The organism is Candidatus Desulfovibrio trichonymphae (genome assembly GCF_002355955.1).
In the GTDB taxonomy this organism is placed as follows: domain Bacteria; phylum Desulfobacterota; class Desulfovibrionia; order Desulfovibrionales; family Desulfovibrionaceae; genus Desulfovibrio; species Desulfovibrio trichonymphae.
The window spans coordinates 591,132-606,315 of sequence record NZ_AP017368.1 but is presented as its reverse complement, the minus strand read 5'-3'; the positions used below and the strand labels follow the sequence as shown (position 1 = coordinate 606,315).

Genomic DNA, 15,184 nt, shown 5'->3' with positions numbered 1-15,184 from the left:
TTCTGCGCCATTCAGCGCAATTTTTTGTAAAGATAGTTTCCTCCGCTCTGGAGGCACTGCACCACGACAATGAGCACGGTCACGGCACAGAACATGATGTCTGCCCTAAAGCGGATGTAGCCTTCATTATAGGCCAGCGCGCCGAGGCCGCCGCCGCCGATGGCGCCGGCCATAGCCGAATACCCGAGCAGGGTTATGGCCAGCACCGCTAGATTCAGAATGATGGAAGGCAATGCTTCCTTCACCATGACGCGGCAGATGATCTGGCTGTCGGATGCGCCGAAGGCTCTTGCCGCTTCCACAACACCGGGGTCGACTTCCAGCAGGCTTCCTTCAACAAGGCGCGCCATGAAGGGGATGGCCGCAATGGTCAACGGCACGACAGTCGCCGTACTGCCGTAAGCAACTCCCGCAACAAGCCGGGTGAACGGGATAAGGGCGATCATCAGAATCATGAAGGGGAAGGATCTGAGCAGGTTCACGGCGGCATCCAGTGCCGTGTAAATTCCGGCGTTGGGCCGCAGACCGTGGGGGCCGGTCAGGATCAGCGGCAGGGCAAGGCCGAAACCGCCGACGGCGGAAAACAAAGTGGAAAGAAAGACCATATACAAGGTTTCATTGAGGGCGCTGAAGAGCGTTGTTATCATCGGCAAGAATCTCCCAGTGCAGATTTTTTTGACGCATATGGTGGCATACTCTCTCAAAGTGTTCGTCCGGCACGTTGATTACCAGAAAGCCGAGCACATCGTTGATGTAGCGTTCCAGCTTGCCGCCCACAATGGAAAAATTGATGTCAAGCTCGCGGGCCATGTCGGTAATGACGGACTGTTGTGAAATTTCGCGGGGGAACAAGATGCGGATATTTGCGCCGGAAGGGACAAGCGCGTATTCTTCTCCCGCGAGATCTTTCAGTCCTTCCGGGGGCGCGAGGAAAAGTTCTTCTGTTTTGCCCATGCACCGGCTGACGCCTTTGTCCAGGAGCAGCAGGCGATGGCAGAGGCGTTTGACCACCTCCATCTGATGTGTGACAAAAACGATGGTGAGGTTGAAGCGGTCGTTGATGCTTTGCAGCAAATCCAGAATGTTCAGTGTCGTTTTGGGATCCAGGGCGGATGTCGCCTCGTCGCACAGGAGAATTTTCGGATTCAGCGCCAGCGCCCGAGCGATGCCTATGCGTTGTTTTTGCCCGCCAGAGAGATTTTGCACGCGCTCACAGCGTTTGTTCGCCAGACCGACGAGTTCAAGCAGTTCCATGACCCTGCCGGTGATTTCCGGAGCGCGCCCGGGTTTGCGGCTGTTCCAGATCTGCAGGGGAAAGGCCACGTTTTCAAACACGTTTTTGCGGCTCATGAGGCTGAAGTTCTGGAAAATCATGCCCATGTCGCGGCGAAGCTCCCTCAGGCCATCTTCGTTGAGATCAGCAACTTCCCTGTCCATTACTTTCACGCTGCCGCCTTCATATGTCGTAAGGCCGTTAAGACAGCGCAACAGCGTTGACTTGCCCGCGCCGGAATGTCCAACAATGCCGAAAATTTCTCCGGCTTCCACAGAAAAGGACAAATTGCGTAAAACAGGCGCATTGCCATAGCGTTTTTCAATGTTACGCACAGTAATCATGTACTGAAAAATATCCTGATTGTTCCTGTCAGGCAAGAGGGGATTGTCTGGGGCGCGTTTCTTCGCAGTCAGCCTTGCGACGGCATAGCGCAAGGTGGCAATGACGTCTGTGCGTTGCGGGTTGTCTGCCGGGCGCATCTATAATTTTATGTAAAAATTTATTCCGGGGGAGTGGACGATTGACAAGAAAGACTTAGATATGTCTTACGCGGTCTGAAATATGCGGCCGCCTTTTTGTGAAATATAATTTCTCCCGGAGGATGCAGATATGTCTAAAATTATCGGAATCGACCTTGGTACCACGAATTCCTGTGTGTACGTCATGGAAGGCAAGGATCCGAAGTGCATCACCAACCCTGAGGGCGGCCGCACAACACCTTCTGTGGTGGCCTTTACCGACAAAGAGCGCCTGGTGGGCGAGATAGCAAAACGTCAGGCCGTGACCAACCCGAAGCGAACCATTTTTGCCATCAAACGTCTTATGGGCCGAAAATACGACAGCGTCGAAGTAAGCCGCTGGAAAGAACACTCCCCGTATGCCATAGCCAAATCAGCCAATGAGGACGCAGGGGTGGAGGCAGATGGGCGCGTGTACAGCGCGCCGGAAATCTCAGCCATGATCCTTGCCAAACTGAAGGCTGACGCTGAGGCGTACCTGGGCGAGCCGGTTTCGGAAGCCGTCATTACCGTGCCCGCTTATTTCAACGACGCGCAGCGGCAGGCCACCAAAGACGCCGGCCGCATAGCAGGCCTTGAAGTCAAGCGCATCATCAACGAACCCACGGCCGCGTCGCTGGCCTACGGTTCGGACAAAAAGGCCAATGAAAAGATCGCTGTTTTTGATCTCGGCGGCGGCACCTTTGACATTTCCATTCTGGAAGTGGGCGACAACGTGGTGGAAGTGCGCGCCACCAACGGCGACACTTTTTTGGGCGGCGAAGATTTTGATCAGCGCGTCATCAACTGGCTTGTGGAGGAGTTTAAAAAGGACAACGGCATTGACCTTTCCAAAGACAGCATGGCTCTGCAACGTCTGAAAGAGTCAGCGGAGAAAGCAAAAAAAGACCTTTCCACATCTATGGAGGCGGAGGTCAACCTGCCCTTCATCACAGCGGATCAGAACGGGCCGAAGCATTTGCTGATAAAACTTTCCCGCGCCAAACTGGAATCTCTGGTGAGTGACCTTGTTGACCGCACCATTGCGCCCTGCGAAAAAGCGCTGGCTGACGCAGGGCTTTCCGCCGGTCAGGTTGACGAGGTTATTCTGGTGGGCGGCATGACGCGTATGCCGCTTGTGCAGCAGGTGGTGGGCAAATTTTTCGGCAAAGAGCCGAACCGTTCTGTCAACCCCGACGAAGTTGTGGCGCGCGGCGCTGCCATTCAAGGCGGCATTCTGGCGGGTGACGTCAAAGATGTGCTTCTGCTCGACGTGACCCCGCTCTCACTCGGTATTGAAACTATGGGCGGCGTGTTCACGCGGCTTATTGAGCGTAACACCACCATTCCCACACGCAAGAGCAATGTGTTCACCACAGCGGCGGACAATCAGCCCTCAGTGTCCATTCATGTGCTGCAGGGCGAACGCCCTATGGCGAACGACAACATGACGCTTGCCCGTTTTGACTTGACCGGCATTCCGTCGGCTCCGCGCGGCGTGCCGCAGATTGAGGTTTCGTTTGATATTGACGCTAACGGTATTGTGAATGTTTCCGCCAAAGACATGGGTACCGGCACGGAACAGTCTATCAAGATCACGGCGTCTTCCGGTCTCTCGGAGCAGGACATCCAGCGTCTTGTGCGTGAGGCGGAGACCCACGCGAGCGACGACAAGAAGAAACAGGAACTCATTGAAGCCAGAAACCACGCGGACAGCCTGATTTACGGCACGAAAAAATCATTGGCCGATTTGGGCGACAAGCCCGACGCGGCTGTCAAGAGCGACATTGAAGACAAAATCGCTGTATTGCGCAAGGTGATGGAAGGTGACGATACGGCCGCCGTCAAAAACGCCACGGAGGAACTCGCCAAGACCTCGCACAAGCTCGCGGAGCAGCTCTATCAGCAACAGGCGGGGCAGACCGTCGGGGCTGGCGCGGCCGACGCCGGACAGAATGCCGGGGCCGCCGGGCAGGATGTGGAAGACGTGGTGGATGCGGACTATACGGAAGTGAAGAAATAACAGGTCAGGAAAACCCGGCTTGTTATGAAGTGCCAACTATACTAAAAAGAGCCGACTCCTTTCTATGGAGCCGGTTTTTTTATCCGCCGCCCCGGAGGGCTTATAACTGTTTATGCCCCTTGTGCCGAACGGCCTTCTGCCAGGGCATGGCCGCCGTTCAATCCTGATTTTCAGCAACGCAGCATAACGAACAAGGATAAGCCATGTCAGACAAACACATCAGCCGTGAAGACGTTGTCAAAATGGCGGCGCTCTCCTGTCTGCGCGTTGGCGAAGAGGAGCAGACCCTCTTTTCCCGTCAGTTTCAGGATATTTTAGGCTCTATGGATACGTTGGCCGGGGTGAATACAGACGGCGTGCTCCCGTTGTACAGTCCGGCAGTGCACTCCGGCCGCTGCCGTGAGGATGTGCCCGCCGCGTTGCGCGGGCGGGAAGAAGCACTGGTCAACGCGCCGGCGCAGAACGGTGAATATTTTATAGTGCCGCGTATTATATAATCCATCATCCGCAGATAATTGAGGATAATTTGCGGACGGCTTCTAAAGCAGCCGCTGTTGCGACACCGCTTTCCGGAAAGAAATATGACAGATATATGTTCGCTTTCGCTTGCTGCCGCGGCAACGGCCCTGCAAAAAAAGGAAATCAGCGCTGAAGAGGTGACGCAGGCATGCCTTGACCGCATTGACGCAACCGAGCCGAAAATTGCCGCCATGCTGTGCATAGACAGAGAAAATGCGCTCGCTCGCGCCCGCGATCTCGACAGTACCGGGCCGGACAAGGCCCTGCCGCTCTTCGGCATTCCTGTTACCGTCAAGGACGCGCTTTGTACAAAAGGGATTGTCACTACGGCCGGTTCGCGTATTTTGGAAGGATTCACGCCGTTTTTTGACGCTTTTGCCGTGGAAAAACTGCGCGCCGCAGGGGCTGTGATTTTGGGTAAAACCAATATGGACGAGTTTGCCATGGGATCTTCCACGGAAAACTCTGCCTTTCAACTAACCCACAATCCCTGGAATACAGCAAAAACGCCCGGCGGCTCAAGCGGCGGTTCCGCAGCCTCTGTCACGGCAGGGCAGTGCTTTGCCTCTCTGGGGTCAGACACGGGCGGTTCTATCCGCCAGCCGGCGTCGCTGTGCGGCTGTGTGGGCTTCAAACCCACATACGGGCGAGTTTCCCGCTACGGTCTTATTGCCTATGCTTCTTCTTTGGATCAGATAGGTCCGTTCACGCGCACTGTTGCGGACTGTGCCCGCGTACTTGGCGTGATCGCCGGGCATGACCCGCGCGACGCCACAAGCGATCCTAGGCTGGTAGAGGATTACACAATCGCCCTTGGCGGTAAAACGCTCAAGGGCGCGCGCTTTGGCCTGCCCAAAGAATTTTTCGGCGAGGGTGCCGCCCCGGAAGTGCGCGCTGCCTGCGATGCAGCCTTGTGCGCGGCGGAGCGTTGCGGCGCGGAACTTGTGAAGGTGAGCCTGCCGCACACCGGCGCGGCCGTCGCCACCTATTATATCATCGCCATGGCTGAGGCCAGCTCCAATCTGGCCCGTTTTGACGGAGTGCGCTATGGCCATCGCGCCGCGAATGTGCAGCATCTGGAAGAACTTTATGTACGGTCGCGTTCCGAAGGTTTCGGAGAGGAGGTGAAACGCCGCATTATGCTGGGGGCATATGTGCTTTCCGCAGGGTATTATGACGCCTATTACCGCAAGGCAGCTCAGGTGCGGCGTCTGATTCGCAATGAATATCTGGCCACCTTGGATTTTTGTGACGTTATCTGCGCGCCTGTTTCACCTGAGACGGCTTGGGATTTGGGGGCGCACAGCGCCGATCCGTTGCGCATGTATCTGATGGACGCCTATACCCTCTCGCTCAATCTGGCTGGTTTGCCGGGGCTTTCCCTGCCTGTGGGCAGGGGAGCGGAAAGCTGCATGCCTATAGGCATGCAGCTTATAGGCCGGGCTTTCGGCGAAGCGGATCTTTTGGCTTATGCCCATGCGTTTGAACAGTCTGTGCCGCGCATCGGCACGCCAGATTTATAGTTGCTGTTTTATATTCTTGCCGAGTAAAAAGAGGGTGACCCCGCCTGTCGTGTGAACTGTCCGTCGGTATCACGCGTTGTTTCCTGGCATGAGACAAAAGACATCCGGTGTCATGAATGGAGAGCGCCTTCTTACTACAGCTGCAGATGACTCCCTCATCTTTCAGACGGGCCAGAGCCTTGTGCAGGGAACTGCGATGCAGACCGAGAATACGCCGAGGTCTTGTTGCGTCAGGTGAGGCACAACAAGTCCGCCTTCCCGGTTATAAAGGAGTCAAATGCGAATCCGCAGGAAATCTGCGAATATAAAATTCTGATCTTTATGCTCAAGGACTGAAGCATATTGAGCACCAGATCGGGATATTCAGCGATAAAATCCGTAGTGATGAATTGCTTTGGACAGTATACGGCTTCTGTTTGTTCTATGTTTGTGAAAAGATACTCTTCGCTTGTCTGGAACATGGGAACCTCAGCAAATAAAGCCCCTGACCCCATATAAAGCATGCCTTTTTCATTTCCATTCAAAAAAGTATTGGAAAGCCTGATGCCCCCCGCGTTTTATAAAATATAGGCCTATAGTACCCGAGATGACGCTTTTAGCGGCAAGGGAGATCGGTGTGCCGCAGGCCAACACCGTCTCCCAGGGTTTATTAAGTCCGGTGAGAATTATCGGGGGAAATTCAGGATGTATATCCATATCTATGCTCTAGGTGGGATATGACTCCTTGGGAAATGTAAGAAAACCTCTCGCCGTGAAGCATGTTACGCTTAACGGCAAGAGGTTCCCAACAGGTGAGAGAAACAGCTTCAGGCTATATCCTCCAAAGACTTGCCTCCTGTCCGTCTGCCGAACATCAGCACAAAGGGCACGGGCAGAATAAACAGCGCCGCGCAGGTGGTGAATGTGGTGAATATAGCCGGGATATCATAATTGACAAGTCCAACTGTCCCGCCGAAGGAAGCCAGAATAACCGGTATCGCATACTGAAAGGCGGAAACGGAAAGTCTGGCCAGCCCGTTGTGTGTGCCGGTGGCGGTATTACGCATGTGCGTGGGATATGATTCGGCGGTATAGGAAAAAAGAATAAAGCCGCCAGCCATATTAAATACGCTGAGCAGAAAACCGCAAAGCGCAACAAGATAGATTTGCGTAGAGAATCGGGCGAACAGCAGAGCTGCGCCGGCGGCCAGCAGAAACATGACCGCCAGTCGGTATTCATAATTATTTTCTACTACGCAACGATACGCCATGCCGGGAAGGAGGTTGAGAAACCTTCTAAGGCTATTTTCCACCTGAAGTAGACTTTTTTGTAAAAGTCGGGAGAGATCGTTTTCCATAGGTTGCACCTGGGAACGACACGACAAAGATGTCGCATTCATCGTCTATTTCATTTCGTCTGTCAAGCCAATTGGTCAGAAGCTGACTACCTAGCAAAAAAAATGCCAATGAACCGGCTTTGGTATAGAATGTGCTATCTTTAACATAGTGATACAAAGAGCAAAGACTGAGCCAAGTCTGGCTGCTTCATGCCAAAAAATTGTACTGGAGAGAAATTATGGCCAAAATCGTTGTTTTCTATGAAAACAGAAGCGGGCAACAGCAAATTCATACCGGCTCTAAAGCGTTGGGTGATTTTACCATTGATTATACAGGAATTCCTGAAGACGAACGAGGGGGGACAGCCAAACAACTGCTGGCTTCTTCGGCATTGTACTGCTTTTGTGGCGCCTGGGCAAAGCCCTTGAAACGCGCGGCGCGAAATATGAGAGCATCAAAGGCACGGCGACACTGAAGACTGGCTTGGATTCAAAAAAACGTGCACGTGTCATCGGGATAATCTTGGATATTACTGTGTATATGGATGAGGAATATGAATTTATTTTCGAGCGGGTGGAAAGGATCATGCAGCAGGGATGCTTGGTTACAGCCTCTCTTGAAGCCGCCTTTCCGATAACTTATTCTATGCACCACGAATTTTAATGGTCACGTTCCGTTACTAAGGATATGCATATGCACGACATTACAATTATAGGTGCTGGCCCAGGCGGTTATGCCGCTGCCTTTGACGCGGCAAGGCGCGGAGCTTCCGTTACCTTGGTGGAAAAGGCGGAACTCGGGGGAACCTGTCTCAATTCCGGTTGTATTCCCACTAAAACCATCAAAGCCTCTGCCGATGCACTGGAAACAGCCGGGGGTCTGGCGGAATTCGGTCTTGTCTCCAACGATGGCGCTCATTCGGCATCATTCCGGGCGGATATGCCATCCATCGTGGCCCGCAAGGAACGTGTGTGCAAAATACTTCGTGGTGGGTTGGAAAAAACGTGCACCGGTCTCAAGATCAAGCTGCTGCACGGGCAGGCTGAACTCGCACCCGACCGCAAAGTGTTGGTGTATACCGGACAGGGCGTGGAAAAACTGTGCGCCGATGCCGTGATTATCGCCACCGGTTCAAAAATCATGACTTTACCCTCTCTTTCAATAGATCATCGGTACATCATCGACAGCGATGACGCGCTTCATCTCGAACAGCTTCCAACGCGTATGCTCATCGCAGGTGGTGGAGTCATCGGCTGCGAACTGGCCTTTATTTTTCGGGCTTTTGGCGTGAAAGTGACTGTGGTGGAAGGTCTGAACCGTTTGCTCCCGCTCCCTTCCATAGATGAAGAGGTAAGCCGGCTGTTGCAACGTGAGGCCAAAAAGCGCGGCATCCGTGTAGAGCTCGCCAGGATAGTGAAAAGCGCGGAACTGTCCGGCAGCAAGGTAGCCTGTATTTTATCTGCATCACCTTTTGTGGAGAGTGCTGGTGGTCAGGAAGAGGTCATTGAAACGGATGTAGTACTGGTTACTGTGGGGCGTTCTTCTAATACGGCAGGGTTGAAGCTGAAAGAAGCAGGGGTGGCAACTGACAGACAGGGCTGGATAATGGCTGACGGCTGGATGCGCACATCTGCTGACGGCGTCTACGCAATTGGAGACGCGCTCGGTCCCGCGCGTGCTATGCTGGCTCATGTGGCTTCTTTCGAAGGTGAGTGCGCGGTAGCCAACTGCTTCGGCCGAGAAGAGAGACTTGATTACAGCGTGATACCTTCCGGCATTTTTACCTCGCCGGAAATCGGCACTGTGGGACTTTCAGAAGCAGAGGCTAAAAAACAAGGAATGGCTGTCCGCTCAAGCCTTTTCCAGTTTCGCGAACTGGGCAAAGCCCATGCCATGGGCGAACTGCCGGGCTTGTTTAAGCTCGTCTGTGAGGAGAGCAGCGGCAGAATCCTTGGTGCGCACATAGCAGGCGCGCATGCCACGGATATTATCGCCGAAGCAGCACTGGCCATGAAAAGCAGTCTCAGCGTCGCACAATTGGCCAATACCATGCATGCTCATCCGACGCTTGCTGAAGGGCTCTATGAAGCCGCCAAAGCTTGGTTGCGAGGCTAAAACGCTTTAGCTGAGAGTTCACTTGTGCCTATTCGTCTGAAAATAAAACCAGATATATCAAAATAGCCAACCGCAATGCGGCAAACTTGAAAAGTGCAAATTATTTTGGAAGACAGGCAACACTATTTTTTCGAACCTGAAGTGAAAGAGTCCGTAATAGACTTTTTCACCAGACTCCTATGGCTGTCAAAAAGGGGATTACCGTGAGTGAACTCAACTTTCCAGACGACCTCCTGTATCACCCGGAGCACACCTGGCTGCGAATGCAAGACAGCGGTGTTGTCAGCGGAACCCTCCTTGATTAACATAGATCCTTACAGAGAAGGCTGGATGCTGCAGATTGAACTGGAACCCGGTGCAGACAGGTCACATCTCTTGAGTCCGCGGGACTATATGTCACTTGTAGGTTCTTCCGCCTGAGGTACTCGGCCGAGGGCTTGTATTTACACAAACAATCTGAGGTATTGTTGACAAAAAAGGAGCAGTCTAAGGAATACTACGCCAGGAATTATTTGGCGCGCCCGGAGAGATTCGAACTCACGACCTTTGGCTCCGGAGGCCAACGCTCTATCCGGCTGAGCTACGGGCGCAGATTTCGTTTGAATATGCCTTGCACTGTGCGCTGTCAAGCGCGGTAGCCGCGGGAGTCAGTGCAGATATAGACCCCGCCCCTCCGAGTCAAGGATTTAGGTGACGTCTGTTACCGAATGGCTGCTTGCACAGGGTATCGTGATAAATAGTGGGGGAGAGCGTCTGCATGCCCCTGTCGCGTCCGCACAGCGTGGCAACTGCCCGGTTTGCCGTGGGATCGGAATTTTATCCTTGTCAAAAACGGTAGGACAGCTTAAACATGCTACAGAATTTGACCGGAACAGGCTCTTGCATCCACTGTCGCGGGAATAGCTCAACGGCAGAGTGTCAGCTTCCCAAGCTGAAAGTTGCGGGTTCGAATCCCGTTTCCCGCTCCAAGAAAATTAAAGGCTTATAGATAACACTATAAGCCTTTTTTTGTTTTCCGGTTGCCGACAGTTATGCTAACCATTCTAGAATTCCAGTCCCACGCGGAGGGAACCGCTCACGCCTTCGCGTTTGCCGACATAGCCCTGCACGCCGAGATCAACGAGCCACGGAGATTTGCTGGAAGGTTTAAAAACCAAACCCGCTTCACCAATGCCCGTTTCTCCTTCGAACTTCGCAGCCTTGAGATCATAGCCCCATACAGACGCTCTTGCCTTGCCGTCAAATTCATATTCGAAGGCCGCACCGATATAAGGGCTGATATACTCGTTGATTGCATAGGCAAATCGAGCTCCGCCACGCAGACGATGAGAATCAATCGGATCAAATCCGCGCGGGAGAATTTGTCCTTGCCATGACCACATGCACTATGCCTTTACGTCCTTTAAGAAAACCAAAGCCGGACAATGCAAAAAACAGTCCGGTGAAGTAGTTGCTTCTTTTACACACAAAACGCGGTGGCTGTCAAGCGCAAAGGGGATTTTCAGATCGTGCTGACTGACAATTTTTTAGAGTATCAAGAGATTGCGAAGAAAATTGAGAGACGAGACACGCTGATCGCGACACGGGCAAAGCGCTCCGATGCATGTAAACGTCTTGTGCGGATAAGCGGCTTTGGTCCTGAGCAGCAGTCATGACAGCGCCATGCCGGGCATTTTGATAATGGCGTCAGATGGCGGCGGCTGCCGACATAAATGAATGAACAATTAGTTTACCCGTTATTTTATCATGTGTCATGACAGCTTGCTGCAATGTGTTTTTATTGCGGCAAAAAAGCAATTTGTTTATACTGATGAAAAAGGATTGCGCATTGTGTCGCTGTTCTCTGGATTTTTACAATTTTTTGGAGGAATACAATGAGGTTCGGCAAATATTGTGCGCTGCTGGCCGTACTGGCGCTTACCGCTTTGACGGGCGAGGCCGTGGCGGCTGGTGAAGCCATAAAGATTGGCGTGTATCTTCCGTTGACAGGGACAGAATGCCTTTGGCGGTCAACTAGAGCTTGAAGGCGTGCGCCTGGCTCATAGAGAAATGCCTGCCGTGTTGGACAGGCCTGTTGAACTTGTAAGGAAGTGTATCTGGGAGGCTGAATTCCCCGTTTGTTCAGGCTGCTTTTTCGGCGTTGCCCTGTTGTATCTCTAACTCACAGGAGATCGACATGCTGCAGAAGTATCGTCTTGTGACCAGTCTTTTTGAAACACTGCGTCTTGGCGGCGCGCGGCCAGACAACTGTATTATTGATCCCGAAGCCCGTCGGCCGCGCGGATTGTTTATGAGCATTTTGGCGGCAGCGGGCATTTTGTCGCGGGATCAGGCGGAAAGAGCGCTGAATGAGTTGGTTGTCGCATTGAGTTGAAGTTCACTGAAGCTGTCCGAAGGAGTTTTCATGCGTTGCCTGCTTTTTGTTCCGGTACTACTGTTGGTTATTGCTGTCTCGTCATGCGGGTCAGCCGGCCTCGCGTTTGCCGGCGAAGGGCGTTTGACCCGCCTTCCGAACGGGCTTGGCGTCTATATTATCAAGGATACGCGCTTCCCCCTTGTCTGTGTCAGGCTCTATGTGGGTACGGGCTCTGTCAATGAGACACGGCGTCAGGCGGGAATCAGCCATGCGCTTGAGCACATGGTTTTCAAAGGTACGGATCATCGCCCCAAGGGGCAGGCGGCACGTGAGGTTGAGGCGTTGGGAGGGTATCTGAACGCGACCACCGGTTTTGATAAAACCACCTATATCACGGATATGCCGGCAGCGCATTGGCGTACCGGCCTGGATGTTGTGAAAGACATGGCTTTTCAGGCAAAACTTGACGCGAAAGATCTGGAAACTGAAAAAAATGTCATCATTTCCGAGCTGGAAATCGGCGAAGATTCGCCCATGCGCAGGCTTTTTGAAGAACTTCAGACAGCCGGCCTGCACAATACCGCGTACGGCCGGCCGATCATCGGCTACCGGGACACGGTGCGGGCTTTTTCCGCCGAGGATCTGCGTTCGTATGTCAAACGCTGGTATCAGCCGCAAAACATGCTCCTGCTGGTGGCCGGAGACATTGATGAGGACGCGGTGCATGCCTATGCGGCAAAGCTCTTCGGCGGTTTGAAAAACAGTGAGGCTTTACCTGCAGTTGCAACCCCCGATCTTTGCAATGCGGCGGGCGGTCCGCGTGTTGAAGTGCACAGAGGCCCCTGGAGCAAGGTTTATCTTGGAATCTCCTTTCCCGTGCCGGGATTGCGCGATCTGCGCTCTGTGGATCTGGATGTTCTTTCGTATCTGCTCGGCGGGGACGGCACGTCATTTTTGCGGAATAAGTACAAGTACGACAAACATCTGGTGGATGAGATAAGCGTGCACAATATGAGTATGGCGCACGTGGGGCTTTTGACCATTACGGCCACGATGGACGCAGACAAGGCAGCGTTTTTCTGGCAGGAATTTATCAGGGATATGGCGAAACTCAGGGCAAAGGATTTCAGTGCCGCATCCCTGCAGCGCGCCAAATTTAATCTGGAAGACGAGATGGACAGGGCGGGCGAAACGCTGAATGGTCTCGCCTCGTGGCGCGGGGCAGTGCAATTTGATCTGGGCGGGCTTGAGGCGGAGCGGAACCTGCGTTTCAGCCAGCGTACAGTGGACGAGAACCGTCTGCAGCGCGCCATCAGTGACTGGCTTGTGCCGCAGCGCGCGCGCGTTCGCGTGCTGGCACCGCAAAATGCGGCGCTGCCGGATTTTGAAGCGCAGCTCCAGCAAAACTGGCCCGGCGCAGGTAATGTGTCTGCAGTCGCGACAGGACAAAGCCATGCCGGGCAGCGTGAAACGCTCGACCTGGGCATGGGGCGCACGCTTGTGCTGATTCCCGACGCCACTGTGCCCTATATTTCTCTGGAGTTGATGATGCCGGGCGGCAATGCCCTGATCAGCCCGGAGGAGCAGGGTCTGGCCGAGTTGACGGCGCGCGCGCTCACGACAGGGTGTGCCGGTTTTAACGCCAAGGGCATAGAACGGTATTTTTCTGAACGCGCCGCTTCTGTCGACGCCAGGGCGGGTTTGCAGACGTTCGGTGTGTCGCTGACAGGGCACTCGCGCTTCAATGCGGACTATTTCACCATACTCGGCGACATGATGCGAAAGCCGCGTTTTGAGAAAAATGAAGTGCGGCGTGAGGCGGAAGATATGAAATCCGCCATCCGGCAGCGCGCGGACAGGCCGTTGGCCTATCTCTTTGCCAAGGTGAATCCTTTCCTTTTCCCTGGCGGACATGTGTATGGATTTGACGGTCTGGGCACGCCGGCCGGTCTGGATCGTTTTGACGGCAAAAATGTTCGTGAATTCTGGAAGCGTCAGTCTGCTCAGCCGTGGGTGCTTTCCGTGGCCGGAGATTTTGACAGGGACGACGTGCTGGCTTTTGTGAAAAGTCTGCCTGAACCGGCAAAAATATCTTTTCGTCCCGACGGGGAGGTTTTGGTGACGCAGCCGGAATGGGGAAACGCGCATAAGCTGACGCTCAATCTGTCCGGCCGCAATCAGGCCCATCTGCTGCGGTTGTTTAAAGCCGTGCCGTTAAGCCACCCGGATGCGCCGGCCCTGTTGCTGCTGCGGGAGGCTCTTTCCGGCCAGAGCGGACTGTTGTTCTCCTCTCTGCGTGATGATCAGGGCCTGGGATATTCTGTGACGGCCTTTTACCGCGCCATGCCGGAGTCGGGATTTATGGCGTTTTATATCGGCACGACCGCTGACAGGATGGAGCAGGCCAAACAGGGCTTTGCAGGGGTGACTGCCGCCGTCAAAACAAAACCTCTGCCGGAAAAATTGCTCAGAGCGGCCTATAATCAGCTTGTAGGCGATTTCTACAGGCAACGCCAAAGCTTGGCCTCACGCGCAGGAGAAGCGGCCACGGACGCTGTTTTGCACAATCCGCGGGATTTTCAGAAAACGCTGATTGCAAATGCCGCCAAACTGACGCCCGCAGACGTGCAGGCCGCAGCCCGCAAGTACCTGAACGACGATGATTCCTATGAAGTGCAGCTGACTCCATAAAATTCTGATCCCCGCACAGTGTTTTTTTCAAAATTTAACGATGCTGAATGAGGGCATTGTATGTTGCGTCCGCCGAATATTTTGACAATCGCAGGGTCCGACTCCGGGGGCGGGGCCGGCATTCAGGCAGATCTGAAAACCATTATGGCCTTGGGTGGCTACGGCATGAGCGTCATCACCGCACTCACCGCCCAGAACGGCATGGGCGTCGCGGGCATTCACGCGCCGTCCCCCGACTTTGTCGCGCTTGAACTCGCGGCGGTGCTGGAAGGCTTTCCCGTGGCGGCCGCCAAGACCGGCATGCTGTATTCAGCCGCGATTATTCGTGCTGTAGCACCTGTGCTGCGCGAGCGCGCTTTTCCTCTTGTGGTGGACCCTGTGTCGGTGAGTCAGAGCGGCAGCCTTTTGCTGCAGGAGGATGCCGTCGCCGCATTGAAGGAGGAAATTTTGCCGGGCTGTGACCTGCTGACGCCCAACAGATTGGAAGCGGAACTGCTCTCAGGTGTGAGCGTTTCCGGCATTGAGGACGCCTGCGCCGCCGGCGAAAAACTGCTGGACATGGGAGTCAGGGCCGTTCTGATCAAGGGTGGGCATATGCCGGGCGACATTGTTGTGACAGATGTTTTATGTGCAGCGGGCAAAGAGCCGAAAATCTTGCCGCAGGCAAAGGTGGATACCGAAAACAATCACGGCACGGGCTGCACGCTGTCGGCGGCCATAGCAACAGGCCTCGGCAGAGGGCTGCCCCTGCCGGCGGCAGTGAAAGAAGCCCAGGAATTTTTAAATCGCGCCCTGCGGCAAAGCTATAATCCGGGCAAGGGCTGTGGCCCTGTCAATCACGCGGACGGCATGACAGTATGATATGTG

13 protein-coding genes, 2 tRNA genes and 1 pseudogene are annotated in these 15,184 nt (G+C 54.1%); 11 read left to right on the top strand and 5 right to left on the bottom strand.

All coding sequences use genetic code 11. From position 1 onward, the window contains the following. Window positions 1–11: 11 nt before the first annotated feature. Together RSDT_RS02935 and RSDT_RS02930 are read right to left on the bottom strand one after the other, a co-directional pair. A complete protein-coding gene (locus tag RSDT_RS02935) occupies window positions 12–647 on the bottom strand; it encodes a methionine ABC transporter permease (RefSeq protein ID WP_096399492.1) in 636 nt (211 codons plus the stop codon). Further along, complete coding sequence (locus RSDT_RS02930; RefSeq protein ID WP_197702128.1) at window positions 616–1,755, bottom strand: methionine ABC transporter ATP-binding protein; 1,140 nt, start codon at window positions 1,753–1,755, stop codon at window positions 616–618. Before RSDT_RS02930 ends, RSDT_RS02935 begins: the two co-directional genes overlap by 32 nt. 130 nt (window positions 1,756–1,885) lie before the next feature. Here RSDT_RS02930 and dnaK point away from each other — a divergent pair, with 130 nt between their 5' ends. The 3 genes from dnaK to gatA all read left to right on the top strand — a co-directional run bounded on the left by dnaK (window position 1,886) and on the right by gatA (window position 5,838). Further along, complete coding sequence (gene dnaK / locus RSDT_RS02925) at window positions 1,886–3,796, top strand: molecular chaperone DnaK (protein WP_096399491.1); 1,911 nt, start codon at window positions 1,886–1,888, stop codon at window positions 3,794–3,796. A gap of 203 nt (window positions 3,797–3,999) precedes the next feature. Beyond that, complete coding sequence (gene gatC, locus RSDT_RS02920; RefSeq protein ID WP_096399490.1) at window positions 4,000–4,293, top strand: Asp-tRNA(Asn)/Glu-tRNA(Gln) amidotransferase subunit GatC; 294 nt, start codon at window positions 4,000–4,002, stop codon at window positions 4,291–4,293. Between the two features lie 84 nt (window positions 4,294–4,377). Then, window positions 4,378–5,838 (top strand): Asp-tRNA(Asn)/Glu-tRNA(Gln) amidotransferase subunit GatA, encoded by a 1,461-nt coding sequence (gene gatA / locus RSDT_RS02915; RefSeq protein WP_096399489.1) that lies wholly within the window; start codon window positions 4,378–4,380, stop codon window positions 5,836–5,838. An 806-nt stretch (window positions 5,839–6,644) separates the two neighbouring features. Here gatA and RSDT_RS02900 read toward each other — a convergent pair. Continuing rightward, window positions 6,645–7,175, bottom strand: coding sequence for an MFS transporter (locus RSDT_RS02900; RefSeq protein WP_145954801.1), 531 nt, complete (start codon window positions 7,173–7,175; stop codon window positions 6,645–6,647). Between the two features lie 218 nt (window positions 7,176–7,393). Between RSDT_RS02900 and RSDT_RS07380 the strand changes: the two genes are divergently transcribed. The 3 genes from RSDT_RS07380 (at window position 7,394) to RSDT_RS07855 (ending at window position 9,690) form a co-directional block, all read left to right on the top strand. Further along, on the top strand, window positions 7,394–7,630 hold the full coding sequence (locus tag RSDT_RS07380; RefSeq protein ID WP_231941907.1) for a hypothetical protein: 237 nt from the start codon (window positions 7,394–7,396) through the stop codon (window positions 7,628–7,630). Between the two features lie 218 nt (window positions 7,631–7,848). Further along, window positions 7,849–9,270, top strand: a complete 1,422-nt coding sequence (gene lpdA, locus RSDT_RS02890; RefSeq protein ID WP_096399485.1) for a dihydrolipoyl dehydrogenase — start codon at window positions 7,849–7,851, stop codon at window positions 9,268–9,270. A 330-nt stretch (window positions 9,271–9,600) separates the two neighbouring features. Then, the gene (locus RSDT_RS07855; protein WP_408606717.1) at window positions 9,601–9,690 is read left to right on the top strand and encodes a hypothetical protein; all 90 of its coding nucleotides are present in this window, start codon (window positions 9,601–9,603) and stop codon (window positions 9,688–9,690) included. A gap of 93 nt (window positions 9,691–9,783) precedes the next feature. On the opposite strand, the gene RSDT_RS02880 is transcribed toward RSDT_RS07855, so the two are convergent. Continuing rightward, window positions 9,784–9,860: transfer RNA gene (locus tag RSDT_RS02880), tRNA-Arg, on the bottom strand. Window positions 9,861–10,163: 303 nt separating this feature from the next. Between RSDT_RS02880 and RSDT_RS02875 the strand changes: the two genes are divergently transcribed. After that, window positions 10,164–10,238 (top strand) — tRNA-Gly (locus RSDT_RS02875). Between the two features lie 75 nt (window positions 10,239–10,313). Here RSDT_RS02875 and RSDT_RS02870 read toward each other — a convergent pair. Continuing rightward, complete coding sequence (locus RSDT_RS02870) at window positions 10,314–10,652, bottom strand: autotransporter domain-containing protein (protein ID WP_172414405.1); 339 nt, start codon at window positions 10,650–10,652, stop codon at window positions 10,314–10,316. Window positions 10,653–11,144: 492 nt separating this feature from the next. On the opposite strand from RSDT_RS02870, the pseudogene RSDT_RS07375 reads away from it, so the two are divergent. The 4 genes and pseudogenes from RSDT_RS07375 to thiD all read left to right on the top strand — a co-directional run. Further along, window positions 11,145–11,355, top strand: a pseudogene (locus tag RSDT_RS07375) (ABC transporter substrate-binding protein); the annotation flags it as partial. A gap of 91 nt (window positions 11,356–11,446) precedes the next feature. Next, window positions 11,447–11,644 carry a hypothetical protein gene (locus RSDT_RS07370; protein WP_096399483.1) on the top strand — a complete coding sequence of 66 codons (198 nt, stop codon included), beginning with the start codon at window positions 11,447–11,449 and terminating at the stop codon, window positions 11,642–11,644. Window positions 11,645–11,674: 30 nt separating this feature from the next. Next, a complete protein-coding gene (locus RSDT_RS02855; RefSeq protein ID WP_096399482.1) occupies window positions 11,675–14,317 on the top strand; it encodes a M16 family metallopeptidase in 2,643 nt (880 codons plus the stop codon). 60 nt (window positions 14,318–14,377) lie between these two features. Further along, entirely contained in the window at window positions 14,378–15,178 is an 801-nt protein-coding gene (gene thiD, locus RSDT_RS02850) for a bifunctional hydroxymethylpyrimidine kinase/phosphomethylpyrimidine kinase (protein ID WP_096399481.1), read from the top strand. The last annotated feature ends 6 nt before the right edge of the window (window positions 15,179–15,184 follow it).